The following is a 26,011-nucleotide window of genomic DNA, read 5'->3' as shown; positions in this document are numbered from 1 at the left end:
TTCTATCTTTTTGTTAATGATGCATCAGAATTTAATATAGTGCTGGCAATAACCGTATTGGCGGCTATCAGGGCGCTATCCATTTTTTTATCCACTTTATATTGACCGGTGTTGAGCCAGCCGTTTTCTTTTTCAGGATGTTGTTTGAATTTTTTAAGTTCTATTTGTTGCAGTGTAAGCAACAGGTCGACCTCTTTGGGTAATGGCGTACGACCGGTGAGTTTACGGTAGGTATTCTTTATAGCCATACGGCTATCATTTGATCGACTTATCTGCTCGCCCATTACTTTGGATGCCTCCACAAATGTGGGGTCATTAAGTGTTACCAATGCCTGCAATGGCGTATTAGTTGGCTGCCTGCGCATAATGCAATAACTTCGAGAAGGTGCATCAAATGTTGACAGCGTTGGGTTAGGCACCGATCTTTTGATCACCACATATAAACTGCGGCGATAAACCGCCTTGCCTGTATCAGGTGTGTAAGTAGTATTGTTTATTTCCCAAAGCCCTTCCGGCTGATAGGGTTTAACACTTTTTCCGCCTATCTGAGTATTTAACAGCCCACTGGCAAATAAGGCATTATCCCGTATCATTTCGGCCGTCATACGATATGAGGGACCGTGTGAAAGAAAACGATTTTCTGCATCTTTTTCAAAGGCCTCTTTACTGGCGCGGGAATCCTGACGATAGGTTGCCGACATCACGATCAGTTTATTCAATGCCTTAACATCCCAGCCCGATTCCAGGAATTTTACTGCCAGCCAATCCAACAATTCCGGGTGACTTGGCATTTCGCCCTGGTTACCAAAGTCCTCGGCGGTTTTCACTAATCCTACTCCAAAAAAGTTTTGCCAAAAGCGGTTCACAGCTACTCTTGCTGCCAGTGGGTTGTTGGGGTTGGTTACCCATTGCGCCAGTCCATATCTGTTTTTAGGCAGATTTTTAGGATATTGCAATATGGCTTCGGGCGTGTTGGGGAAAACCTGCTCGCCGGGCATATCGTAATTGCCTCTTTTAAGCAGAAATGATTTTTTAGGCTTAGGCATTTCCTGCATCACCATCAACTCATCAATATTTTCGGTTGAATCAGATAATGTGGTGCGCAGGGCCTTTAATTTTTGTTCTTCTGCCTTCATATCCGGGTCAACGGCGGCTAAGTAATAGCCTTTTAACGTATTAACTTCCTCAACAGATAAGGCAGCTTTGTCTTTACCGGCAATGGCTGCCCAGTTTGCTTTTTGTGCCAGGGTTTTAACTTCAAAAGGTGTTAAGGCTCGGTTGTAAACGGCAATATCATCAGCTTTGCCATCCTTAAAACCACGCCCGCGCCACCAGCCGCCAATTTGCAGACCGGGCTGTGCGCCACCGCCAATGAATAGGATATCTTTAGTGAGCTGATCCATGGTGGTTTCCATCTTCATTTCGGCCCCATTCATATACAATTTGAAACCCGTCGCTTTTGATGACCCATCATAAGTTGCTGTAAGCTGGATCCATTTATCCCGCGGAACATCATCAATACTAACTTTGGTAATAGCGTTTGACGGCCCGGTGTGGGCCATGTTCAATTCGAGCTTGTTATTTTTAAGATACAGGTGATAGCCCCTGAAATTATACAAACGCTCGGCGCTGCTTTTATGAAAAATAACACCTTCGGTAAGTTGTTTGGGGATGTTTACCCAAATACCAACGCTAAAAGGCTCCGATTTACGGAATATGCCTACTCTGTTCAGATCGATCCAGGCATCGCCATTGAGTACTATGGCTTTACCACTGCCCCTATTTTCAAATACCGGTCCGTCGCCCGGTAATCCGGTTTCGCGCTTCATGGCACCAACATCTTTACCACTTACGTTACTGGCCAAACTGCCCTTATCAAAAGTGTAATAGGCCTGTAAGCCATTAGCAGGTATTTTATCGGCAGCCAGTTTTTTGTAGCCCCCGGCATTTAACCAGTTTTCAAAACCTGCCACAGCCTTACTTTGGGTAAGGGCGATGTTGTGCTGCTCCTGTGTTATATTGTTGTTTATAAACTGCAGTATTTTTTCCTTTTGCTTGGTGGGCAGCATCAGTGTAGGTGTCGGCAGGGCATCATCCCATGATATTTGACCTGCCTCCTTTACATTATTAAAAAAGCTGAATAGCTGGTAGTAGTTCTTTTGTGAAATAGGGTCAAACTTATGATCGTGGCATTTGGCACAACCAACTGACATGCCCAGTACAGCTGTACCAAAAGTATTGGTGCGGTCAATCACATATTCGGTCTGAAACTCTTCTTCCACTATACCACCTTCCATATTTTGCTGATGGTTGCGGTTAAAAGCAGTAGCGATGATCATATCGCGGGTTGGGTGCGGCATCAGATCGCCGGCCAGTTGCCATTGGATAAATTTATCGTAAGAAAAATTGGTATTAAACGCCTTGATCACCCAATCGCGGTATGGCGACATGTCCCTCAACCTGTCAACCGTATAGCCGTGCGAATCGGCATAGCGGGCCACGTCCAGCCAGTCAACAGCCATTTTTTCGCCATAATGAGCTGAATTAAGCAGGCGGTCAACCTGTTTCTCATAGGCGTTGGGCGAATTATCCTTTAAAAAATCATCAATTTCTTTTAGTGTTGGCGGCAAACCAGTTAAATCTAACGAAACCCGGCGCAGCAATAATTCCTTATCGGCCTGTTTAGATGGCTGCAGCTTTTTTTGCTCCAGCTTGGCGAGTACAAAATTGTCTATCGGATTATTGGCAGTCCAGTCTTTATTATCCACCTCGGGCACATCTGGTTTTACAGGTTTCACAAAAGCCCAGTGCGGCTTATATTTTGCACCATCCTTGATCCATTTGATCAGAATAGCTTTTTCTGTAGCAGTTAGGGTATGATGTGATTCGGGCGAAGGCATCATATATTTAGGATCAGAAGAAAGGATCCGGTGAAAAAACTCACTTCCTTCCAGGTTTCCGGGATCAATGGCTACTTTGCCTTTATCTTCGGGCAGGTCGGCATAAGCAAATTTGGCTATATCCAATCGTAAACCGGCCTTTTGCTTTGCTTTATCGGGACCATGACATGCAAAGCATTTATCCGAAAGAATAGGCTTTACATCTATATTATAATCCAGCGAATTGGGCAAAGCATTATATGCCTCCTTTACATCGGGTGGCAGATCAACAGATGATGAATAAAAATATATACCAGTTATGAGCACCACCAGGGCGCCAAGCAGTATAAAAAGAAGCCTTCGCATGAAGTAAAATTTATCCGGTTTATAATTTATAAATCTACGGGGAGCATGTGAGTAAAAATTTCACAAACACAACTTAAGTTTTCACAAACCCGACTTTCTATCAAAATATATCCCTATTTTATCTAAATTGCAAATGCCATATTATTATGAACAGGAGTATTTTAAGATCTACATTCGGCTTACTGAACACCGATCATGTTAAATTGAACAAAAACTGGAACTACAAGAACGTAACCAGTACTTTTTATCGCATTTATTTTATTGATGGCGGCGAGGGGAAGTTATATAACACTACAGAAGTATTCAGACTGGAAGAGGGTTATTTATACTTAGTACCCAGTTTTACAACCTGTAATTATTATTGCGATAGTTATTTAAGCCAGTATTACATATCCTTTTCAGAAGAGTCGGCAGATGGTTCCTCCCTTTTTTCATCGAACCGGAAAATATTTAAAATAAAAGCTACTGAGGATGATATTGCCTGCTTTAAGCGGATATTACATTTAAACCCAAACAGGGGCCTGCAAATTTCATATAACCCCAACGTATATGAAAAACGACCGATACTAAAAAACTTTGGCGAATTGAACCAATTTATGCACGTTTCTGCCTATGTAGAAACAAACGGGATATTATTGCAACTACTCTCGAGGTTTTTGATTCCCGAACTTTTTTTAATGAAGGATAACAGCATTATACACTCCAAAGTATCTGATGCCATAAATTATATACAAACCAATTTACAGACAACGATTACCGTAGCCGATTTGGCGAAGCGGGCAAATCACAATCCTGATTATTTTTCGAGGCTATTTTATGAAAACACCGGCGAACGCCCGTTAACCTACGTACAATCAAAAAGGATTGAACGTGCCCAATTATTATTAACTACTACCGATATGCCCTTTTATGAAATAGCTGCCGAAACAGGTTTTGAGAACCTGTCGTACTTTTCGCGGATATTTAAAAATATAACCGGGCAAACGCCCAGTGCTTACAAAAAACATAGCCTGGTGATATAATGAGGTATTTAATAAAATGAAATTATTACAATTAAAATATTAGTTTTAAATTGTTAACTTTTAACTTGAACACCCATAACCTGGTGTTAATTACTTTTTATGACTTTAGAACCTTTTATCGCGTTTTTTTTGGTTACCCAATACCGCAGAACCTTAAAAACACAGGATATAAATAATAGTCAATGGAACCAGTATGTACAATATGCATTTTGGGCATCCATAGCTTTTTTGTGCCTGATGTTTGTATCCAAGGACAATTTGCTGTTTGCCCTACTCAGCCATCTTTTTACATTCCTTTTATTAGCCGTACCCTTTACTTTTGACGAATTTAAAACCAACCGCCCGCTGGTAACATCGGTACTCCCATACGTTGCTATATCGCTTGTGTCCGTCTTAATTGAAAAACTTTTCCTTAATTTTTATAACGATTATAACGAGTTTTTTGAAAGTGCCAAAGCGTTTGGTATTTTGTGGTTTTGCGCTATGTGGTTTATTAATCGCAGGCAAAGCAAAGCCCTTGAATTGGAACGTAAAAAGCGGCGCGATGAAGAAGAGCAAAACCGCATGATGGCTGCCATGAAGGTTAACCTGGAGAGCGAAGTTAGACAACGCACTGCCGAACTTACCCACCAGAAAGAAGAACTGCAGCAGGCCCTGGCCGAACTCAAAAGCACACAAGCCCAGTTGGTACAACAGGAAAAAATGGCCTCGCTGGGTGAGCTTACCGCGGGCATAGCGCACGAAATTCAAAATCCGTTAAACTTTGTAAACAACTTTAGCGAGGTAAGTATTGAATTGTTGGATGAACTAAAACATGGCGTATTCAAAGATCTGCCTGATGACAGCAAGGAAGAGGCCGATGAGATAATGAATGATATTACCCAGAACCTGGCTAAAATAAACCAGCATGGTAAACGTGCCGATGCCATTGTAAAAGGGATGTTGCAGCACTCCAGGGCTACCACCAGTAAAAAAGAGCCTACAGATGTTAATGCCCTTGCCGATGAATATTTACGTTTAAGTTACCACGGATTGCGGGCCAAAGACAAATCATTTAATGCGGGCATGAAAACCAGCTTTGATGCAAACATTGGTGATATTGATGCGATGGCGCAAGACCTGGGCAGGGTATTGCTGAATTTATATAATAACTCATTTTACTCTGTTGCCGAAAAGAAAAAACTACTTGGCGACAGTTATGAGCCAACAGTAAGCGTAACTACCAAACTGGTAAAGCTTGCATCGGGCAGCAATGCTGTTGAAATTACAGTAAGCGACAACGGAATGGGCATTCCGCAAAAGGTACTTGACAAAATTTACCAGCCATTTTTTACCACCAAGCCTACCGGGCAGGGAACTGGTTTAGGTTTATCCATGAGCTATGATATTATTACCAAAGCTCATAATGGTGAGTTGAAAGTAGAAACCGCCGAGGGCGAATATGCAAGGTTTATTATTACCATCCCTACTACCGGTAATTAATAGAAAAACGAATACAAAACTTAACTTTGAAGTTATATTAAAAATATGAAACCATGATGAGTTATAAAATGAATACAAACTCATAATAGCTTCATCACCTTAAAAAAACAAATTATATTAAATGAAAATACTTGTTGTTGACGATGAGGAAGATGTACAGCCTTTGTTTACACAACGCTTCAGAAAAGAGATAAAAAACGGTGAAATGGCATTTACCTTTGCATTATCGGGCGAAGAAGCGATGACGTACCTGGAAAAAAACCATTCGGAAGTGATACTTATTTTATCGGATATAAATATGCCCGGCATGAGCGGACTGGAGCTGCTTAAAAACATCAGGAGCACTTATGAAAAACCACCACCGGTTGTAATGATGATTACCGCTTATGGCGACGCTGAAAATTATAAGCAATCAATGGAACTGGGCGCAAATGATTTTTTAACCAAGCCGCTTGATTTTCATAATTTAAAAGAAAAACTAAAACATATAGAACAATAATGGCCAAGATACTGGTGGTTGATGATGAATCGGATCTGGAATTGCTGATTAAACAAAAGTTCAGGAAAAAGATACGTGAAAAAGTATTTGATTTTGTATTTGCCCAAAATGGTTTTGAAGCATTAAAAAAGCTTGCCGAGGAGCCTGATATTGATGTGGTTTTAAGTGACATCAACATGCCCGAAATGGATGGGCTTACCCTGCTTACCAAACTACCCGAAGCTAACCCGATATTAAAGGCAGTCATGGTATCGGCCTATGGCGATATGGATAACATTCGCATGGCCATGAACCGGGGCGCATTTGATTTTGTATGCAAGCCTGTTAATTTCGATGACCTTGACCTTACTATCGAAAAAACGCTTTTACACGTTATAGAGCTTAAGAAAACTTTACAGGCCATCAAGGAGAACAACATATTGCGCATGTATGTTGATGAAAACGTTTTAAACTTTATGACCCATCAGGAGTTTGAAACCAGCCTGCTCTCTAACGAAACTATTGACGCTACTGTGCTGTTTGTTGACATATGCGGCTTTACAGCTATATCAGAGCATATCCCGGCCAATACTGTTGTTGGTTTAATCAATAGGCTTTTTGATATGATGGTGCAGGAGATCATAGCCCAAAACGGACATATTGATAAATTTATGGGCGATGCCGTGATGGCGGTTTTCAGGGGAGAGTATCACCTTGACCGCGCTATTGACGCGGCGCTGGCGGTAAAAGAAAAAATGCACGCTGCCGAAGCGATAGTTTATGGCGAAAAAACATTTAAACCGGAGGTGTCTATAGGTATCAACTCCGGCGAAATGATCTCGGGCAATATCGGTTCGGCCACTTTAAGACGTTTGGATTATACCGTAATAGGTGATGCGGTTAATCTGGCGCAGCGCCTGCAATCAGTTGCGCAAGCCAGTCAGATCATTGTTACCCAGGAGGTTTATGAAAAAGCAAAGGAATCATTTGCCTTTAATAAAATTGGCGAAGTAAGCCTAAAGAACAAAGCCAAACCGGTGGAGATATATGAGGTGGTTTCTTAGAGAGAGAGAGTATCAAGTAGTTAGTATCAGGTATCAAGACTTATTTCGGGGCGCAAGTAACACTTTTAGAAGCTGTCTTGATACGTGATACTAACTACTTGATACTAAAAATAAAACTCAATGCTCCCTTACCCGTTTTTTAAGCACACCGCCTGCCGCTTCTTTTATGCTGTTGGTAAATACAAATGCTTTGGGGTCGATATTATGGACAAGATTTTTTAGCCTGCGCACTTCAAGGCGGGTTATCACCGTAAATATAATATCAACGGGTTGACTTACATCAAAGCTTTCTTTCAGAAAACCACGCTCGCCTTTGTACACAGTAATCCCGCGGCCAAGCTCCATCACCAGTTTTTCCTTGATGATCTCGCTTTTACCTGATATTATGTTTACAGCGGTATACTCCTCCAAACCATCAATTACAAAGCTGATGGTGCGTGAGGCGGTATAATAAGTTAAAATAGAGTACAGCGCTGTAGGCAGCCCAAGTTCAAAGGCCGCTATTAAGAAAATGATGATATTGATACCTAAAATGATCTCGCTGATGGTAAAACTACTGCGTTTTAAGGTATAAAGCGCCAGGATCTCGATACCATCAAGCGCGCATCCGCCACGGATGGAAAGCCCAACTCCCAGCCCCATAAACACCCCGCCGAATATAGAAACCAATAATTTGTCGGATGTGATAATCGGGTATGGCACATACAGCAGGCAAATGCCGAGTGCTATAACACACACAAAGGTTTTTAAGGCAAACACGCGGTTAACCTGGTAAGCGCCTAAAATTACAAAGGGAATATTGGCTGCGATGATAACAAAAGCAATATTAATATGGTACAGCTCATGGATGAGCAGGGAGATACCGGTAACACCACCATCAAAAAACTTGTTAGGCACCAAGAAACCCCTGAGTGCAAAACCGCAAAATAATATCCCGGCTATTACAGTTACTACATCCTTTATTATTTCGGGTAAACTGTGCTCCGCTTTTGTCATGAATTATACTTTTAAAATGTTTTTTTTATGATCTCTTTTAAATGTTGCTGTTTTGCAGTTCCGCGCAATTCAATGGCTGTTTTGGTAAAGTAATGATGATTTTCAAAGAAAGCGATCTGCTGTTCATCCCACTCCTGTTCTGTTTTTAAACCATTGGTTATTACAAGTTCCGAAAATAGCTTTTTACTGAGTACAAAAAAATCATTCCGTCCCAAATAATCCAAATCAGCATCACAAATAATTTCGCCTAAGTGATCATGCGGACTTTGCGGCAATTTAGTAGCCATAATAATATCACATATCTGCTCAATATCTGCCGATGAATATCCAAAGTCAGGCAAATATAAGCGGGCAATTTCACATGATCGTAATTCATGATCTATTTTTCCACCATATAAAAAGCCCGAATCATGAAACAGGGCCGCTGTAAGTAGTAGTTGTGTTTCATGCCCATTTATCCCTTCGCTTTCTGCAATTAGCCTTGCCGTAGTATATACATCTATGGCATGGTTGGCGTTGTGATAGTAAAAGTGTTCAGGAAGTTCCTTGTTTAATTTATCCAGTATAAATTCCCTGGCTTGTTGAATCTGCATCTGCTATTATAATTGACCGCTAATATATCAAATTGTTCTGCAAGGTATAATAATCGCGGGAATCCAGATTTAAGAAATAAAAAAAGCCTGCTAACCGCCCGCGTATATATAACACGGGAAGTTAGCAGGCCAATTGCTTATTGGGGGCTTAAAACTTCAGATTTAAACTCAATGTGCAGCGTGTTGGATTTTGCGGAGCTAAACGGAACGACCAGTACTTTTCATTGGTCAGGTTGTCCAATTTTACACCTATACGGTATGATGGCTGGTCATAAAAGGCAGTGGCATCAATCACGGTATATGATGGTATCACAAATTTAAAAGTGGTTGTATTGGTTTGGTAAGACGCGCTTCCGTAATTTCCGCCCACGCCAAATCCTAACCCTTGAACTTTACCTTCAGGAATCCGGTAGCTTACCCACAGGTTGGCCAGCTTATCTGGTCCGGCGGCAGCCGGGCGCAAACCCTGCACAGAGGCATCGGCTTTGGTATATTTACTATTATTATAAGCATAACCCGCTATAATGTTAAAGCCTGTAAAAGGGTTAGCTATTACTTCTGCTTCAACGCCTTTACTTAATTGAGTACCATCCTGAATATTAAATGCCGGATGATCAGGATCCTGCCGGGTTGTGTTAGTTACAGAGATGTCATAATAACTAACGGTTGAACTGATCTTATGATCCCACAGGTCAAACTTCACCCCTGTTTCCCATTGATTAGCATATTGTGGTTTAAAGGTATTGTTATTAAAATCTGTGCCTGATACATTACTAAAACCATTCATATAATTACCAAACAGCGATACCTGATTTTCTACAACCTGGTAAACCAATCCAAATTTTGGTGCAAGCGCTGTTTGCTTATAGTTACCTGTTCTGGTATTGGTGCTGGGGGTATACGAGCCCTTATTATCAAACCTGTCGGCACGTAAACTTAGCATAGCGCTCAGCTGATCAGTAAAATTAATCACATCCGAAGCATATACCGCGTATGAGCTTAAGTTGGTTTGTGTATAAGTATAAGGTGAGCTTGCAGCTAAAGCCGATACCTTATCGGCGTTAAAATTATCATAGGCAGCACCCGGTTTGGTGTAATTAAGCACAGGCATATTTACAGTGGTAAAATCGCGGTTACTTTTTTGGTTGTAATACTCCAAACCAACAACCAGGCGGTTACGTATGCTGCCCAATTTAAAATCGCCAATAAAGTTTTGCTGAATGTTGGTTCCATAATATGGAAAATCCTGCTTTTGAAGTGATTGCCTTATACCGGTATCGCTTACAATGGTTAATTGCGTAACCATACCTTTGGTGTTTGAATATGTTCTGGCAAATGCGGTTTGTGATTTCCAATGGTCTGATATTTTATAATTAACTTGTCCAAAAACATCAAACTGCTTACTGGTATAGTCAACGCTGTTACCTGCAAATGACCTGTTATAGTCAATAGCCAGATCTTTTATATTGAATACCTTGCCTTTGGCATAAGGTGCCAGGCGGTAAGCTGATGTAGCATTGTAGGTACTTATTTCAGCATCTAACTGAACAGATAACCTGTCATTTACCTGGTAGGTAAAGCTGGGAGCTACAAAAATACTGCGGGTAAAACCTTCATCCTGAAAGCTGTGTTCGCTATGCAGGGCTGTATTGATGCGAAACAAAGCCGTTTTATCTTTATTTAACGGGGTATTAACATCGGCAGTGATACGGTTAAGATCAAACCCGCCACTCTGATAACCAATTTCGGTTTTAGCGGTATCAAGCGGCTTTTTTGTTACCCGGTTAAACACTCCGCCAAAAGACACCATACTGCTGTTAAAGAGTGTTCCCGATGGGCCTTTTATAGCCTCTACCTTTTCGATATTTGCAGGATCAACGCTGTTATAGTCAAACCCCGAAATTCCATTTCTAACTAAATTCTCGGTTGTAAACCCTCTTGATAATAAAGATGTACGGCCGTTGTTATAAATAAGCGGAACACCGGCACCTGGTATATTTTTAAAGGCATCTACATAATTGGTTACTACCTGTTCCTTCATTAATTCGTTGGTTACCACACTGTATACCTGCGGATTCTCCAGGTTTTTAAGCGGAAGTTTGGCAATATCATCTGTTTCTTTCCGTAAAAACTTATTTGATTTGCGCCCATTTATATGGATCTCATTCAGCCTTTGTTTATTTTCTGTGAGCGTAAAATCGGCAACTGTTATGTTATCTTCGGTAACTGTTACTTGCTGACTTTGTGTATTAAGGCCAACAAAGCTTGCCAGCATAGTATAATTTCCGGGTTTTACATTTCTTAGGGTAAAGTTGCCGTTTTTATTAGTGATGGCAACCTGGTTAGTTTCTTTAATAAGTACGTTCACATATTCGGCGGCTACGCCATCAGATGTTCTTATAGTTCCTTTAACCGTACCTGAAGCTGATTTTTGCGCCAACGCGGTATCAACATTTAAAACCAGCGCTAAAAAATAAACTATGAACAGCGCATTCGGCAGTTTTGATAAAAAGAGTTTTGCATTAATGTTTTTAAAAAGAACGGTGGGTAATTTTATTTGTATAAAACGCGTCATTGTGTTGGGGATTGAGTTGAATTAGGATCAATGTTATCTGCTACGTATGTTTAAACCTGTACTGGTCTAAACGGCGCAAAGTTATTTTTATTTAGATTAATTACAAATAAAATATCCATTTATTGAGTAAGGTCGGTTAACGCCTTAAAACACTGGCTTAAGTAATTACATTTTGCCATCGTAAATCCGTTAGTATAACTTAAATGTGGCTATAAGCTGAAGAAAATTTGCCGTATAAACAGCTATATTAGCCACATGAATAGCTGGTTTAAAAACTATAAGGGCATTATATTGCTCATGATGGGTATTATAGCAGGCAGTATAGCCGGACTGTTTTTAGGTGATAAGGTAGCACTGATAAAACCCATAGGCGATATTTTCCTGAACCTGTTATTCACTGCCGTGGTTCCTTTAGTTTTCTTTGCCATATCATCAGCCATTGCCGGGCTCGACAGTTCTAAAAGACTGGGCCGTTTGTTAGGTGTTACTTCTATCGTATTTTTATCAACAGTACTTATTGCCGCCATTTTAACTATAATAGCCGCATGGATATTTCCTATACACCAGCACCTGGTTGCCAGCCCCATAACTGAGGCAATTGTTAAAAAACCATTTGGCGACCAGCTTACCCAGCTATTTACTACCGGCGAGTTTTACGAACTGCTTTCGAGAAAAAGCATGCTTGCCGCCATCATTTTTTCGATATTAATAGGTTTTGCCACCTTACGATCAGGGGAAAAAGGCGCTCCCTTCGCCCGTTTTTTACATAGCGGGAACGAAGTATTTAAAAATATATTCATCCTCATCATGAAGCTGGGGCCAATTGGTTTGGGGGCTTATTTTGCTTACCAGGTAGGTGTGTTCGGTCCGCAATTGTTTGGGGGATATGCCCGTTCTATGGCGTTATATTATGGGTTGGGCGCATTTTATTTTGTGGTAATATTTAGCTTATATGCTTTTATAGCCGGCGGCGTAACCGGTATAAAAAGATACTGGAAAAACAATATCATACCATCGGCAACTGCTGTGGGTACATGCAGCAGTATTGCCACCATACCTGCAAACCTTGATGCCGCAAAAAAAATGGGCATCCCGGATATGATTGCCAATGTTACTATCCCGCTTGGGGGTACGCTGCACAAGGATGGCTCCAGTATCTCGTCTATTGTAAAAATGGTGGTAGTGTTTGCCCTGTTTGGCAAAAGCTTTAACAGCGCCGATACCATTGCCATTGCCCTGGCCATGACCGTTTTGGTGAGCCTGGTTGAAGGCGGCATACCCAATGGCGGTTATATAGGCGAACTGCTGTTCATCTCGGCCTATGGTTTCCCGCCCGAAGCCCTGCCCCCGGCCATGATCATAGGTACCCTGGTTGACCCCATGGCTACCCTTTTAAACGCCACAGGCGATACCGTTGCGGCCATGCTGGTGACACGCTTTTACGAGGGCAAAAACTGGATCAAGGCGTCTGAATGAGCTTTCCGTGTCTTAACTATAATTGGAGTATTTAAACCATTCAAATAATTATATTTGTTAAACAGGCATATCAATACCTGCTTTTCAAATTATTATGCTGCATATTTTATATATCATAGCCATTATTGCCGAAGCCATGACAGCCGCCTTATCAGCTGGCAGGCGGGATATGGACTGGGTGGGAGTTTGTATTATTGCCTGGGTTACCGCTTTGGGTGGTGGTACGGTGCGTAATATTTTGTTTAACCATTACCCCATGAGCTGGGTTGAACACCCTGAGTATTTGCTGATCACCGCGGGGGCTGCTATACTGGCTGCTTTCATAGCATCTGTAATGACCAAACTAAAAAAGCTGTTTTTATACCTCGATGCTTTGGGGTTGGTTGTATTTACCATTATTGGCTGCCAGATAGCGCAACAGATAAACCTGCCAACCACTATAGTTTTATTAAGCGGCATGATAACGGGTTGTGCCGGTGGCGTATTGCGCGATGTGTTGTGTAATGATATCCCGCTGCTGTTTCATAAAGAGATATATGCCAGCGCCTCTATAGTTACCGGGGCGGCTTACCTGGGTTTTGAATATATAGGCATTAGCCCGGGTATTGCTATTGTTTTGGCCTGTGCTATTGGTCTTGCCCTGCGTTTGCTGTCTATCCGCTACAAATGGCAAATGCCCAAATTTGTTTACCATGAGGAATGGCATTAAAACAAAAAGGCCAGCTGATGCAGCTGGTCTTTTTGTTTACACTATTATTTATTTACCAACCTGCATTTTGGGTTAGTTTACTATTTGTAGCTATTTCGCGTTGCGGAACAGGCCATAGATAATATTGCTCCTTCATGGTAACTCCCTGCTCGTTAGCAGTTGAAGTTGCCGGACCAAATGTATTATTTTTTACATCATAGATCTGGTGAGTACGCTGGATATCAAAATATGATTTATCCTCAAAAGCAAGTTCATGATAACGTTCTTTCCAGATAGCTATGCGGAACTGATCTTTAGTAAGGCCGCTTAGTGGTTTCAGATTGGCGCGCGTCCTGATCTGATTTACAGCAGCATAAGCATCCGCTGTAGGGCCGCTTACCTCGTTTGAAGCCTCGGCATAGGTTAACATAGCCTCAGGCAAACGTAAAAAGGTCCAGTTTTCATCGCATTTGCCGCTATTTGATGTACCAGATACCGAACTTTCCACATGGAAATACTTATACAGGCAATGCTCGCCAAAGTTGATAATATTGGCAGGATTGTCTGAAGCCGGGTATTTAGAGAAATAAAATTGCTTCTCCTCGGTACGCTTATCGCCAGCCTCGTAGCTATTGAAAAACGCATCGGTCGGGATCATTGCACCCAGGTGATCGCCATAAGCACCTACAGGCAGGTTAAACGGAACAGTTAACTGTGTTATAGAGTTAGTTGCAATCTTCACGTCATACTGAGCCTGGAATATCAATTCGCCCTGATTTTTGTGCGCATTATCATGCAGATAGGCATAATCAGTAAACAGGGTGTATAGCGGTAAAACCTGTTTAGCCTCATCCGCGGCTTTTTGATAATTTTCTGTTTTTTGCAGCGGATAACCAGCCATAGTTAAATACACACTTGACAATAATGTATGTACAGCACCCATTGATGCCAACATACCGTTAGTAGCCGGAAGGCCTGATTGTTCAGCTGCAAGCAGATCATTTACTACCTGAGTATAAACCTGGTCTTTAGGTGTACGTGTAGGATACAAAAGCGGACTGCTTAAATCTACCGGTGTGGTAATCAAAGGAACATCTCCGTATAACCTAACCAAATGATAGTAAAAGAATGCCCTTAAAAAGTACACCTCGCCCAATAATGATTTTTTTGTGGCATCGGGCATGTTAATGGCAGGTATCCGGGTTAGTGCAATATTACACTCTGCAATAGCTGTGTAGCAGCCTTTCCACATGGTTTCAAAACCAGGATTGGTTGGGTCGGTACGTTGAAATATAACGTTATTGTTGTTAACACTTTGCCCTAATGAAGTAGCATGACCGGCAAAAAGTTCCAGTGTTATAAACGGGGCTTCGCCGTAGGCATCGCCATTCATAAAAAGGTAATCACCATAATTTTGGTTATTAAGGTAATTGCCATAAATACCATTTACAAATGAACGTGCCTGACTTGCGGTTGTAAAATAATTTTCCTGGGTAAAATTACTCTTGTTGGGTTCATCAAGATATTTTTTGCAGCTTGTTATGCTTGCTATAACGATCAGGGCCAATAATCCGGTCCTGTATTTTTTTAAATTAAATTTCATAATATACTTATTTAGGTATTTAATTAAAAACTTGCATTTACACCAAGCAAAAAGGTTCTTGGTTTTGGATAATCATAAAATTGAATACCCTGAGTAAAGTTGCTATTGGTTTGTACCCCATTGCTCATACCTGCATTATAGGTTGATGTTTCAGGATCATAACCAGTATATTTGGTTATCAGGAACAAGTTTTGTGCTTGCGCGTAAATCCTTAAACGACTCAATTTAATTTTATTTGTTACCGAAGTTGGGAAGGTATAACCTAAGGTTACGTTACGGCCACGAATAAAGCTACCGCTCTCAACCTTAGTGGAGTAAATTTCTGTTTGGTAATAAACATAAGCGGGCCTGTCTTCGGCTATACTGGTATTCTGGTTAGTAGGTGTCCACGCGTTTAACACAGTAGCGTAGCTATTAGCCTGTCCTGTACGGTCCTGACCGGAGTGCCTGGTTAAGTTCATGATCTGGTTACCGTAGTTAAACTGCAGCTCAATACCCAAATCAATGTTTTTGTAACGGAAGGTATTGGTAAATGTTCCGTAACCTGATGGTGTTGATTTACCCAATATCTGTTTATCAGCAACAGTAACCTTACCATCGCCATTGGTATCCTGGATTTTTAAGTCTCCAGGTAATTTACCATATTTAGCGGCTTCGGCAGCTTCGGCTGTACCCCAGGTGCCTAACACTTTATAACCATAAAACACACTGGCAGGCTCACCCACGCGCAATAAATTGAATTGTGACAGGAAGGTTGGCGCTAAGAAAATATCATCATTAGCTTCACCTAAACGCAGGATTTTATTTTTAAGGAACGATATGTTAAAGGTGGTATTCCAGCTAAAATTATCAGTTTTTACGTTAACCGTGTTTAAGGTTAACTCAATACCTTTATTTTCAAGGCTACCAATATTTTCATATACACTGTTATAACCGCTGGTTTCAGGTAATGGTGCGTTCAGCAAAAGAGCCTTTGTTTTTTTGTAATAGGCATCCGCGTCAACAGTTAACCTGTTGTTGAATAAACCAAATGAAACACCAAAGTTATACTCAGTATTTTTTTCCCACTGCAAATTGTTATTTCCGGGGCTGCCGGTATTAATTACTGTACCTGTGCCGCCTACTACGGTACTTCCGGATATCAGACTGGCCTGTGATCTGTACTGGCCAATTTCTGAGTTACCTGTTAAACCATAGCTAAACCTCAACTTCAGATCGGAAATGGATTGATTATCCTTCAGGAAATCTTCCTGCGATACACGCCATGCCAAAGCAGCTGATGGAAAGAAACCATATTTTGAACCGGTACCAAAACGTGACGAACCATCCTCACGACCTGTTAATGTTAACAGATACTTGTCTTTAAAGCCATAATTGATACGACCAAAGAAAGATTGTATCTGCCAGGCATAATAATTTGATGTCGGGATTCCGGGCACAGCGCCAGTAGCGAGGTTATTATATTGAAAATAATCATCAGATAAACCCGAGGTTGAAGCGCCAACGCTCAGCTCATTAAAATTCTGACGTTCGGTACCTAAAACCACGTTTAATGAGTGGATCTTGTTAAATACTTTGTTATAGGTAAAGTGATTTTCCCACTGCCAGAAAGTATCATTATATTCATTTATTGATGCCGAACTGTTACTTTGATCAACAGTAGCGCCGCCAACTAACCCGGTTTGATAGTGAGGATTGTAATTGGCCGATGTAGTAACACCCAGTGTACTGCGGAACTCCAGCCCCGGGGCCAGGTTAAGGTTAAGGTAACCATTACCACTGAATACACGTGTACGATACAGGTTGTGTATTTCATTAGCCTGTGCAACAGGGTTATCGCCACCTTCTAAGTTTGGATAATCGGTCCTTTTTCCGTAACTGCCATCAGGGTACCTGATAGGTATAAATGGCACCATTTCAATTAACATACGCGGAATGTTGTTACCTCCGGTACCATCATCGGCAGTACGCTGTTCTGAGTTATTGTAATTGATGGTAGCGCCTACTTTTAACCATGGTTTTACCTGGTGATCAATAGTTAAACGTACATTATACCGTTTTTGGTAGCTGTTTAATATAATACCTTCGTCATCGGCATAGTTTAAAAATAAGCCGTAGTTAAGGTTATCGGTACCACCGGTAAATGTAACGTTATGATTTTGGCTCACAGCCGAGCGAGTGGTTGCTTTTTGCCAGTCAACATCATATAATGGTTTCAGATTAGAGTCAAACAGTTTACCAATTAACGCGGTGCGTATCTTTACCGGGTTATCATCAGTATACTTGCCTGCGGCCCATCCGGTAGGGTCATATTTCTTGATGTTGTTATAAGAAATATCCTCTACATTTAAATATTGTTCTGAGTTTAACACGGGTAGTTCTTTAGCCATGTTACTTACGCTTACATAAGCATCATAACTTACACTACCACCTTTTTTACCACGCTTGGTGGTTACCAAAATTACACCGTTTGCACCACGTGTACCGTAAATGGCTGTTGATGACGCATCCTTCAACACGTCGATGGTTTCGATATCATTTGGGTTAAGGGCTGCGCCACCGGCTGTCCATACCACACCGTCAACTACATACAACGGATCTGTTGCCGCGTTGATTGAGCTGTAACCACGAATACGGATCTTGGTTTCGCCGCCCGGTGCACCTGAGTTTGTTGATACGTTAACACCCGCAATTTTACCAGCAAGCTCCTGCTCCACATTAATAGCCGGCCTGTCCTGTAATTGTTTTGCATTAACGCTACCTACCGAGCCGGTTAAGTCTACACGTTTTTGTGTACCGTAACCAACCACAACAACCTCACTTAATGCTTTAGACGATTCGGCCAACAAAACATCAAGCTGAGCTTTGTTTGCAATAGGCACTTCCTGTGTTGTATATCCAACAAAACTAAAAACCAGGGTTCCATTACCATCGGGTGCATTCAGCGTGTACTTGCCATTTACATCGGTAACTGTACCAATTCCTGATCCTTTAACTTTCACACTTACACCGGGCAGTGGTCCTTTAACATCGTTTACGGTACCCTGTACCTTAAATGCTTCTATTGGAGTAGTAAGTGCACCCTCGTCTTTCTTTTTAACCACTATTGTTTCCTGAAAGATCTTGTACGTTAAAGGCTGGTCTTTAAAACATTGGTTAAGGGCTTCCTCAAGGGATACACCCGCCACTTCAATATTTATTCCGCCTGCCTTTGATACATCCTGTTTATCATATAAGAAATGATAGCCGGTTTGTTTTTCAATTGATCTTAGTACTTTTTCAACTGTGGTATTCTTTTGATGTAGGGTCACTATTTGACTATAACTTTTTGCACTTACATTAGTAAGGGCAGCAATTATAATAATAGCTGTTAGCTTCATAGCCAGTATTATTTTTGATAATTGGGGCCATACCAAAGGCGTGGCCTTAGAATTAAAATTCATAAGTTTGTAGAGTTTGGGTTAAACATTAACTTTCAATTCGTCGATTGTATTTTTTTGGGACCCAGATCATTAGCCGGGAAAGTGCAGCGAACACTTCCCGGTTTTTTTATACCCGGCATTTTACTGCTTGCATGTATAAATCACATGATAAAAAGACAGTAAGATCAAGGCAAGTGGGTCCCGCCGGGTTAACTTATTTTTGGTATTTCTTCCATCATAGCTTTGTTTAAAGTGAACAATTGATTGTGGTTAATTTATTATTGTTAGTATTGGTAATTTCCTGACATTTAAAGCCATTATTGCATTATCGTTATATGCTTGTCTTCTATTTTATAATTAACACCTGCGTACTTAAGCATTCCCAGTAATTCCGATGCCTTTACATTTCGCGATATACGACCTGTAAATTCCCGCTCCGGTACTTTGCCTTCGTAGCTCACCTCCACATCATACCAGCGGGCCACCTGGCGCATTATCGCTTCAATATCGGCGTCTCTAAACTGAAACAAACCGTCTTTCCATGCTATCGCATCGTCTGCATCGGCATCATCAATCACGTTAATTTGCCCGTTTTGATGAAGCGACGCCCGTTGGCCGGGTTTTAAAATACTGGTATTTTGCATGTTGCTTATTTTTACCGCTCCTTCAAGCAAAGTAGTTTTCATTACTGTTTCATCATTATAAGCCATGATGTTAAAATGGGTGCCTAAAACTTCAACAACGGTATGGTTAGCTTTTACCCTGAAAGGTTTAGCGGCATTTTTAGCTACTTCAAAATAGGCTTCGCCGGTAATTTCAACCTCCCTTGTTTTACCTGTAAATACCGCAGGAAAACTAAGTGATGATGCTGAGTTGAGCCAAACCTTACTGCCGTCATCAAGCACCAGCTGGTATTGCCCGCCCCGGGGGGTTGTTACGGTATTCATGGCAGCAGCACCGTTATTTGAACCATTGCCCCCGTCCTCATATACCAGCTGACCATCACGTGTTTTATTTATTTGGGTGCTACCCTCCTTTGCTAAAACGCCGTTTTGAGCATTGTCAAGATAAATCGTTTTACCATTTGCAAGGGTCAATAATGCTCTGTTACCCCCAGGTAAAACATCATGTGCCGGCTTAATTTTGGCTATATCTTTTGCATTAGATTGTTTTTTTTGATTTAAAAAAACATAAGCACCAAACCCCACAAAAACCATCAAAGCGGCAGCTACGCCCAACTTTATCCATAGCTTATTGCTGTCGGGAGGTCGTATTTTATATTCGTCGTCCTGCTGTGCTTTATTTTGCAAAATACTATTGAGCATATCCATGCTTTTTGTGGGATCAAAAAGCGGTTCATTGATTTCGAGGTTATTCCAGGCCTGGTGAATAAGTGCAGTTAGCTCAGCATCATTGGCAGACGCGTGAATAAACTGAAATAATTCATCACGCTCCTGATGCGTAGCCGTTTGATTATAATAGCCGTTGAAAAGGTAGGTCAACCTTGCATTCAATGCACTCATATTTTGTAATTGTTAGTCATAAAGTAAATAATTGGTAAATGCGGTTCCGGGTGACCTTATTTACATGACAACTACAAGTACAAAAAAGGGGGTATTACTTTTTAAAAAAAATTAAAAAACTTTTTAGCATTGCTAAAAGTAGGGCAGTAACTTCCAGATGCTCATGCACATACTCTGTTATAGAGGTAGTGGCTATTTGCAGATATTTTTTTACGGTTTCGCGCGATAACTCCAATTGATCGGCTATTTCGGCATATTTAAGGCGGCCATGCCTGCTCAGCAGGTAAACCTTTTGCTGTTGTGGTGGTAACTGGTCAATAGCCTCATCCAGTAAATTATAGTACATATCGGTATCTGTATCTATAGTTTCGGGCACAAGGGCTTCAAAACCGTTATTTTCCATTGTTTTAATCAGCAAACGTTCTTTTGCCAATTTTTTCAAGCAATTTAAAGCATGGTTTTTGGATATCACAAAAAGATAGGCCTTAAAATTATCAACCCCCACCAATGTTTCGCGGGTAAGCCATATTTTCAAAAATACATCCTGTACTATCTCCTCGGCCAATTCAACAGAGTTTGTTATACGTAACATATGTACACCTAATAGTTGGTGATGTACCATAAACAATTTACGAAAGGCATATTCATTGCCCGAGGCTACCTGTATCAGTAGTTCTCTCTCATTTAATTGGGCAATCTCAAACATAGATTAAGTGTATAATAATGCAATAATGAAAACTTTACAAAATGTGCAACGAGTTTTTTACAGGATTAAAACAAGTGCAATAACAGTATTATTGTGATAAAGTTTACTCTTTTTTGCAACAGGCTCTTTTTGAGGCAACAATTTTAATTGTAAATCAGCTATGTTAAATCAACAGCTATTCATTGTTTTCAGGGGTATCATGCTTTAATTTATTTTCAATTCTTTTATCGGGAATAAACCAAACAGCAGCCACAACTACATACAAAACAAAACTCGCGATAGAATTTATCCACGCAACACCAATGGCAACCGCGTAAACAGCTACCGAAATTTTAGCTTTCAAATCATTACCCAATGCTGCTGCTATAAGCGAATTTTCGCCATGATGCCGTATCAGTGCCTTCCCCAGAATAGTATAGGCAGCGCCATTCATGGCAAGCACAAACCCATAACACGCCACGGGCCATTTGGTAAAATGGTTTTCGCCCATCCAGCCGGTTACAAAAGGTATGAGCGACAACCAAAAAAGCAGGTGAAGGTTGGCCCATAAAATAATTCCGTTTACCGACTTCACCACCTGCATCATATGGTGGTGGTTATTCCAATATATACCTACGTAAATAAAGCTTAAAACATAACTCATAAAAACAGGGATGAGCGGTTTTAGCGATTCAATACTATCACCATGAGGCACTTTCATTTCCAAAACCATAATGGTAATGATAATGGCAATAACCCCATCACTAAAAGCCTCTATCCTACCTTTGCCAAAAGCCATATTTTAAAATTGAGGTTTATACTTGTTTTTATTTTTTAGTTCCAAATGCCTGGTATCTTTTCATTGCTTCAATAAAATAATAGTCGGCATAAGTTAAGGGCACATCAATTTCTGTACCTGCAGGAAAGTGCCCTACGCTATGCTCCAAAATAAAGCCGCCATTTGTTCCGGCTGTTGCTTTATAAGCCGGCGACGACAGTGTTTTAAGGATGGTTTGCGCCGTATTAAAATACTCCTGACCGCTATTATTATCAGCATACCTGCAAAGCTCCAACAATGCCGAAGCCATAATAGCCGCTGCCGAGGCATCCTTTAAGGCATTAGGGATATTTGTAGCGTTATAATCCCAGTATGGTATTTTATCGGCTGGCAGGTTTGGATTTGTCAGTATAAAATGAGCTATGTTTTGTGCCTGGTCAAGATACTTTTTATCCCTTGTTTCACGATACATCACGGTATAGCCATACAATCCCCAGGCCTGCCCGCGTGCCCAGGCGGATTCGTTGGCGAAACCCTGCGCTGTTTTCTTTTCCTTTACCGCTCCTGTTTGTACGTCATAATTGATCACGTGGTAAGAGCTGTAATCGGACCGGTAATGGTTTTTCATGGTGGTATTGGCATGGGTAACGGCTATTTTATAATAGCTGGAATCACCGGTTTCTTTTGTGGCCCAAAACAATAGTTCCAGGTTCATCATGTTATCAATGATCACCAGGTAATCTGATGGATTTTTTGAATCCCATGATTTAATACAACCCACTGTCGGGTTAAACCTTGTCGATAGTGATTTGGCGCTGTTGATTAATATTTGTTTATACTCTGGCTTTGGTTCAACAATATTGGCATTGCCAAAGCTGCAATACATCATAAAACCCAGATCATGCGTGTGGGTATTAAACTGCTCTTTTGCCAAAACGCCCATAATGCGGTTAGCTTCGGTCAATAATTGCTGGTCATGGTTTTGCTCGTACAAATACAATAAGCTACCCGGGTAAAAGCCGCTGCACCACCAGCCCGAATTGCTGTTTTCCTGCTTACTGGTATTGGGGTGATATGTTTTAGGAAACTCCTCGGGCCCTATTTGCTTAGCCAGCAATTTATACTGGGCATCGGCATCTTTAAAGTTTTTTTTGATGGTGGATAAAAGTCCTTTTTCCGGTTTAAAATTAGCCTGGGCAAATGAACTTAAAGTAAACAAGGTTAAACAAATAGCGAAAGCAATAAGAGGTAGAATTTTGAATTTCATAAAAGGTATTTATAACGGATTTTGGCAGCCATAAAAATGCATATTTTGATTGGAAATTCAAGCAAATTAAAAACATTAGGCTATAGTAATACCAAATTGTAAGCCTGAGATAATATAAGGTATACTATCAAGCTTAATATTGTGGTAAAACGTATATTTTTTTCAATTAATAATATAAAATTTTGGTAACTTAACCATTGTATTACAACCAGTTACAAATGGGAAGCAGTATAATAAACGGATTGAAAAAGCTCCTCAGTTTTATTCCTTTTTTAAGGGATGATATGCAACAGGACACCGGAACCGAAACTGCACCTGCTCAGGAGATATCGCGCATTGAGGCATTAAAAACAGTTAATGAAGAATCTAACAGGATCATTAGCTGGGCTTTATTAATTATTGGCGGTTCCATTTTAGCCATATTACAAAAGGATTATTTAAAGTTAAATGAATATAAATGGCTGTATTTTGTTTATATTTTAGGGTGGATAGCTTTATGTATTTCCATTTATTGGGGTCAGCGTGTAACCCGGAGCTATCTGGCGAGCATGTTTGTTATTCCAAGCCTGGTAGAAGGCATCAGCGAAGAAACCAACAAACGGTTTAAACGACAACTTACCTGGTTTATGGGCGGCGTGGCAATATTTGCTGTGTGGATGATCACTTTTTTAACCATCTGGATTTTTAATGGTAAAATTATAACTTAATCAATATGTCTGATTGTAACTGTGCCGATTTCCCCTTTAGCCCACATAAGCCTTGCTATGATGTGTGTACCGGCAGGATATTAAATTATGCCAGCCCCGATGAACTGCGGAGTATTTTTCATATTCCCGAAGATATTATGGATAAGATCATCGGCTTAAAACTCGAAAACAGAGTGGAAACATTGGAAGAGTACACCAATGAACTTGATCCTGGTCAATCCTTAACGTTGAGGAGTATTTTCTCCAGCTTAAACAACAATGCCGAAGCTTTAAAATGGTTAAAGGAAAACATGAAAACCCGGGCAGATGCATTTGCATAATGGCTTCATAAGACAAGTAGCTGTAAAAAACTCCATGCTGCGTTGCATACGAGTTAATTTCAAAGAAATCAAGTGGCGCGGTGATAACACAGCAGGTGTTCGCGAGGTTATAATTCCCTCCCCACGGGAGGGGTGCGGTGGATTGTGTAGTAGCAGGGAGGGGTTTATACGTGCAGTATAAACTTGCTATGTTCTATAAACCCCTACCTCCCCTTCCCAAGGGAAGGAATCGCATGTGTCCACCCTTTTCTTTTTATTCTTCCGCTCAAGAAAACCGCTCCTTCATAATATCGTTTATCTGTTTTAAAGTAAAATCGCCTGCCGGATTTGCGGCCTGATGTAACTGCACGTGTGGCCAATCCTTAAAAGAAGTCCAAAACCCACCAGCTGTTAAGCCTAATTCTTTGGCCATACCCGCATAAACATGATAGCCGTTTTGCCCGTTTACCAGTTTGGTTACTGACCATTCTTCCTCACCATTAACTATCCAAACACAATCTACCGACTCCCCCCACTGGTGCCATGATAATCCGGGTATAGAATTGGTTACATGATCACCATTCTGAGGGCCTGCATCTATAATGCACTGCGCTAAAAATCCCGCTTCGCGATCCTGAAGATCAGCTATCTTTTGTTGAATTACTGATCTTGTTCTTGACTGCCTCCACAACTGTGCTTGTCTTACAGGGGTTCTTATTGTTTCTGTAGGTATCATTTTAAACCCTGCATCATTACAGCTTTCCAATAATTGAATTACTTTTTCTTTAAATGCGGGTACTAACAGGTTTAAATCGGCTGCCATGGCGATAAGTTTTAAATAGTGTTTATGTTAAGATGCTAAGTCACTTAAAGCTAAAACAACTATTCGTATCCATCAACCGTAGAAATACGCAATTTTGCAATTGTATAATTATTACAAACTATATATCAGCGCCTTACAAAATACGCTCGAGCCCATCTATATATCCAAGTTTCAAAAGCCGCTGTCTAATTTCTTTGTCTATTTTAGCTTTCGCAGTATAAAAGGCGAGTATGTTGAGGGATTTTGGAAGGGGTTGCTTTATAAACTCTTCAAAGTTTATATCTGTCTTGTAAATTCCCAGTTGGTTAAGTCTATTTAATCTTTCAAGTCCTGTCAACGATTTAAAAGTCTTACAGTTTATCAACTTGAAATCATTTAGAGGCGGTGTGTTTTTGTCAAAATTTAATTCTGTTAATTGAATTTGGTCTTCAATTAAAAGGCTTTTTAGCTTTTTAAAATTTGAAATATTCTTAAAATTACGAAATGCTCGAACTCTTATTATTTTTAGTGTTTCGATTTCATTTTCTTCAATCTCATCTAAATTTTCTCGTCCGCCCAAAAGAAAGTGCAATGACTTAAGTTTTTTGAGTTGGTTCACAAAGTCCAGTGGAACTTTTGAAATTGAATTTAAACCTAAATAATCCAAATCCGTCAATTTGCCTATAACCTCAATATTTTTAGTATGTCCACAAATAGTTAAATAATTTAAATCTCCGTAGTTTTCTAAATATTTAAGGTTAAGAGCTTTCGTTCTTGATTCGCCAATAATTAATTCCCTAAGGTTTTGAAAATTATTAGCTTGAAATATTTCTGTTTCTTTTAGTTCAAAAACACCCAAACTTAAACGCCTTAAATTTTTCAATTCGGTCAAGACCTCCAAATTGTCGACTTTCAATAAGCAGTCAAGCCAAAGAGCTTTTATGTTTGATAACTTTAAAAGCGTCTTGCAATCAAAAGAACTTTGATAAAATCCATAAAAGCGAATACCGAAATTATCGTCATATTCTAAACAAAGCTCGTTTAAGTCGGCAAGTATCTTGTCTGAATATAATTTGTCAGAGAATTGAACGATAACGCGGTTTCCATCTTTTAAATTTTTTTGAATTAAGTGCCGATCAATTTTTTCCGGATTACTTATTCTTTTATGTGGTCTCATACAATGAAGCTTAACTCGTAAATAATAGGTAACAATCGGTATCGAAAAATCTCATACGGTCTGCTATGACCGCTCCGTGTACAGTGTTTTGTTTTAGGGCTTCAAATACAAGTATTTGATTATCAATAG

At 40.4% G+C, this 26,011-nt stretch carries 20 protein-coding genes; 8 read left to right on the top strand and 12 right to left on the bottom strand.

Annotated elements, in window-relative coordinates:
• Positions 1-2: 2 nt before the first annotated feature.
• On the bottom strand, positions 3-3,245 hold the full coding sequence (locus tag M2273_RS10675; RefSeq protein WP_429396560.1) for a DUF1553 domain-containing protein: 3,243 nt from the start codon (positions 3,243-3,245) through the stop codon (positions 3-5).
• A 146-nt stretch (positions 3,246-3,391) separates the two neighbouring features.
• Here M2273_RS10675 and M2273_RS10670 point away from each other — a divergent pair, with 146 nt between their 5' ends.
• From M2273_RS10670 to M2273_RS10655, 4 genes are all read left to right on the top strand, one after another.
• Positions 3,392-4,267, top strand: a complete 876-nt coding sequence (locus tag M2273_RS10670) for a helix-turn-helix domain-containing protein (protein ID WP_429396557.1) — start codon at positions 3,392-3,394, stop codon at positions 4,265-4,267.
• A 99-nt stretch (positions 4,268-4,366) separates the two neighbouring features.
• Entirely contained in the window at positions 4,367-5,749 is a 1,383-nt protein-coding gene (locus M2273_RS10665) for a sensor histidine kinase (RefSeq protein ID WP_429396554.1), read from the top strand.
• Positions 5,750-5,870: 121 nt separating this feature from the next.
• Positions 5,871-6,248, top strand: a complete 378-nt coding sequence (locus M2273_RS10660) for a response regulator (RefSeq protein WP_429396551.1) — start codon at positions 5,871-5,873, stop codon at positions 6,246-6,248.
• The gene (locus M2273_RS10655; RefSeq protein ID WP_429396548.1) at positions 6,248-7,291 is read left to right on the top strand and encodes an adenylate/guanylate cyclase domain-containing protein; all 1,044 of its coding nucleotides are present in this window, start codon (positions 6,248-6,250) and stop codon (positions 7,289-7,291) included. Before M2273_RS10660 ends, M2273_RS10655 begins: the two co-directional genes overlap by 1 nt.
• 117 nt (positions 7,292-7,408) lie before the next feature.
• Here M2273_RS10655 and M2273_RS10650 read toward each other — a convergent pair whose 3' ends face one another.
• The 3 genes from M2273_RS10650 to M2273_RS10640 form a co-directional block, all read right to left on the bottom strand.
• Positions 7,409-8,287 (bottom strand): YitT family protein, encoded by an 879-nt coding sequence (locus M2273_RS10650; RefSeq protein ID WP_429396546.1) that lies wholly within the window; start codon positions 8,285-8,287, stop codon positions 7,409-7,411.
• An 11-nt stretch (positions 8,288-8,298) separates the two neighbouring features.
• Positions 8,299-8,880, bottom strand: coding sequence for an HD domain-containing protein (locus tag M2273_RS10645; RefSeq protein ID WP_429396543.1), 582 nt, complete (start codon positions 8,878-8,880; stop codon positions 8,299-8,301).
• Between the two features lie 148 nt (positions 8,881-9,028).
• Positions 9,029-11,455 (bottom strand): TonB-dependent siderophore receptor, encoded by a 2,427-nt coding sequence (locus M2273_RS10640; RefSeq protein WP_429396540.1) that lies wholly within the window; start codon positions 11,453-11,455, stop codon positions 9,029-9,031.
• A gap of 255 nt (positions 11,456-11,710) precedes the next feature.
• Here M2273_RS10640 and M2273_RS10635 point away from each other — a divergent pair, with 255 nt between their 5' ends.
• A complete protein-coding gene (locus tag M2273_RS10635) occupies positions 11,711-12,931 on the top strand; it encodes a dicarboxylate/amino acid:cation symporter (RefSeq protein WP_429396537.1) in 1,221 nt (406 codons plus the stop codon).
• Positions 12,932-13,025: 94 nt separating this feature from the next.
• Positions 13,026-13,640: a trimeric intracellular cation channel family protein gene (locus M2273_RS10630; RefSeq protein ID WP_429396534.1), complete on the top strand. Its 615-nt coding sequence runs from the start codon at positions 13,026-13,028 to the stop codon at positions 13,638-13,640.
• A 52-nt stretch (positions 13,641-13,692) separates the two neighbouring features.
• On the opposite strand, the gene M2273_RS10625 is transcribed toward M2273_RS10630, so the two are convergent.
• The 6 genes from M2273_RS10625 to M2273_RS10600 form a co-directional block, all read right to left on the bottom strand.
• Positions 13,693-15,222 (bottom strand): RagB/SusD family nutrient uptake outer membrane protein, encoded by a 1,530-nt coding sequence (locus tag M2273_RS10625; RefSeq protein WP_429396531.1) that lies wholly within the window; start codon positions 15,220-15,222, stop codon positions 13,693-13,695.
• A gap of 23 nt (positions 15,223-15,245) precedes the next feature.
• Positions 15,246-18,665 (bottom strand): TonB-dependent receptor, encoded by a 3,420-nt coding sequence (locus M2273_RS10620; RefSeq protein ID WP_429396528.1) that lies wholly within the window; start codon positions 18,663-18,665, stop codon positions 15,246-15,248.
• A 296-nt stretch (positions 18,666-18,961) separates the two neighbouring features.
• Entirely contained in the window at positions 18,962-20,167 is a 1,206-nt protein-coding gene (locus M2273_RS10615; protein ID WP_429396525.1) for a FecR family protein, read from the bottom strand.
• A gap of 94 nt (positions 20,168-20,261) precedes the next feature.
• Entirely contained in the window at positions 20,262-20,873 is a 612-nt protein-coding gene (locus tag M2273_RS10610) for an RNA polymerase sigma factor (RefSeq protein WP_429396522.1), read from the bottom strand.
• Positions 20,874-21,048: 175 nt separating this feature from the next.
• Positions 21,049-21,651, bottom strand: a complete 603-nt coding sequence (locus M2273_RS10605) for a TMEM175 family protein (protein ID WP_429396519.1) — start codon at positions 21,649-21,651, stop codon at positions 21,049-21,051.
• Positions 21,652-21,679: 28 nt separating this feature from the next.
• Positions 21,680-22,897 carry a glycoside hydrolase family 88 protein gene (locus tag M2273_RS10600; RefSeq protein ID WP_429396516.1) on the bottom strand — a complete coding sequence of 406 codons (1,218 nt, stop codon included), beginning with the start codon at positions 22,895-22,897 and terminating at the stop codon, positions 21,680-21,682.
• Between the two features lie 242 nt (positions 22,898-23,139).
• Here M2273_RS10600 and M2273_RS10595 point away from each other — a divergent pair, with 242 nt between their 5' ends.
• Positions 23,140-23,604, top strand: a complete 465-nt coding sequence (locus M2273_RS10595; RefSeq protein WP_429396513.1) for a hypothetical protein — start codon at positions 23,140-23,142, stop codon at positions 23,602-23,604.
• Positions 23,605-23,609: 5 nt separating this feature from the next.
• Positions 23,610-23,924 (top strand): hypothetical protein, encoded by a 315-nt coding sequence (locus tag M2273_RS10590; protein ID WP_429396510.1) that lies wholly within the window; start codon positions 23,610-23,612, stop codon positions 23,922-23,924.
• A gap of 265 nt (positions 23,925-24,189) precedes the next feature.
• Here the strand turns inward: M2273_RS10590 and M2273_RS10585 are convergent, their stop codons facing one another.
• Positions 24,190-24,726: a M15 family metallopeptidase gene (locus M2273_RS10585; RefSeq protein ID WP_429396507.1), complete on the bottom strand. Its 537-nt coding sequence runs from the start codon at positions 24,724-24,726 to the stop codon at positions 24,190-24,192.
• A gap of 133 nt (positions 24,727-24,859) precedes the next feature.
• On the bottom strand, positions 24,860-25,882 hold the full coding sequence (locus tag M2273_RS10580) for a hypothetical protein (protein ID WP_429396504.1): 1,023 nt from the start codon (positions 25,880-25,882) through the stop codon (positions 24,860-24,862).
• Between the last annotated feature and the right edge of the window lie 129 nt (positions 25,883-26,011).

The sequence above is a fragment of the Mucilaginibacter lappiensis genome, assembly GCF_050433765.1.
In the GTDB taxonomy this organism is placed as follows: domain Bacteria; phylum Bacteroidota; class Bacteroidia; order Sphingobacteriales; family Sphingobacteriaceae; genus Mucilaginibacter; species Mucilaginibacter lappiensis_A.
The sequence above is the reverse complement of the archived record's forward strand: the minus strand, read 5'-3'. Positions and strand labels throughout refer to the sequence as shown.

What these genes read in the sequence shown, in the direction of transcription:
- M2273_RS10640 (WP_429396540.1), bottom strand. Translation starts at nt 11,455, where the DNA reads ATGACGCGTTTTATACAAATAAAATTACCCACCGTTCTTTTTAAAAAC.
- M2273_RS10615 (WP_429396525.1), bottom strand. Translation starts at nt 20,167, where the DNA reads ATGAGTGCATTGAATGCAAGGTTGACCTACCTTTTCAACGGCTATTAT.
- M2273_RS10655 (WP_429396548.1), top strand. Translation starts at nt 6,248, where the DNA reads ATGGCCAAGATACTGGTGGTTGATGATGAATCGGATCTGGAATTGCTG.
- M2273_RS10590 (WP_429396510.1), top strand. Translation starts at nt 23,610, where the DNA reads ATGTCTGATTGTAACTGTGCCGATTTCCCCTTTAGCCCACATAAGCCT.
- M2273_RS10585 (WP_429396507.1), bottom strand. Translation starts at nt 24,726, where the DNA reads ATGGCAGCCGATTTAAACCTGTTAGTACCCGCATTTAAAGAAAAAGTA.
- M2273_RS10670 (WP_429396557.1), top strand. Translation starts at nt 3,392, where the DNA reads ATGAACAGGAGTATTTTAAGATCTACATTCGGCTTACTGAACACCGAT.
- M2273_RS10650 (WP_429396546.1), bottom strand. Translation starts at nt 8,287, where the DNA reads ATGACAAAAGCGGAGCACAGTTTACCCGAAATAATAAAGGATGTAGTA.
- M2273_RS10580 (WP_429396504.1), bottom strand. Translation starts at nt 25,882, where the DNA reads ATGAGACCACATAAAAGAATAAGTAATCCGGAAAAAATTGATCGGCAC.
- M2273_RS10635 (WP_429396537.1), top strand. Translation starts at nt 11,711, where the DNA reads ATGAATAGCTGGTTTAAAAACTATAAGGGCATTATATTGCTCATGATG.
- M2273_RS10620 (WP_429396528.1), bottom strand. Translation starts at nt 18,665, where the DNA reads ATGAATTTTAATTCTAAGGCCACGCCTTTGGTATGGCCCCAATTATCA.
- M2273_RS10645 (WP_429396543.1), bottom strand. Translation starts at nt 8,880, where the DNA reads ATGCAGATTCAACAAGCCAGGGAATTTATACTGGATAAATTAAACAAG.
- M2273_RS10600 (WP_429396516.1), bottom strand. Translation starts at nt 22,897, where the DNA reads ATGAAATTCAAAATTCTACCTCTTATTGCTTTCGCTATTTGTTTAACC.
- M2273_RS10605 (WP_429396519.1), bottom strand. Translation starts at nt 21,651, where the DNA reads ATGGCTTTTGGCAAAGGTAGGATAGAGGCTTTTAGTGATGGGGTTATT.
- M2273_RS10660 (WP_429396551.1), top strand. Translation starts at nt 5,871, where the DNA reads ATGAAAATACTTGTTGTTGACGATGAGGAAGATGTACAGCCTTTGTTT.
- M2273_RS10675 (WP_429396560.1), bottom strand. Translation starts at nt 3,245, where the DNA reads ATGCGAAGGCTTCTTTTTATACTGCTTGGCGCCCTGGTGGTGCTCATA.
- M2273_RS10610 (WP_429396522.1), bottom strand. Translation starts at nt 20,873, where the DNA reads ATGTTTGAGATTGCCCAATTAAATGAGAGAGAACTACTGATACAGGTA.
- M2273_RS10665 (WP_429396554.1), top strand. Translation starts at nt 4,367, where the DNA reads ATGACTTTAGAACCTTTTATCGCGTTTTTTTTGGTTACCCAATACCGC.
- M2273_RS10625 (WP_429396531.1), bottom strand. Translation starts at nt 15,222, where the DNA reads ATGAAATTTAATTTAAAAAAATACAGGACCGGATTATTGGCCCTGATC.
- M2273_RS10630 (WP_429396534.1), top strand. Translation starts at nt 13,026, where the DNA reads ATGCTGCATATTTTATATATCATAGCCATTATTGCCGAAGCCATGACA.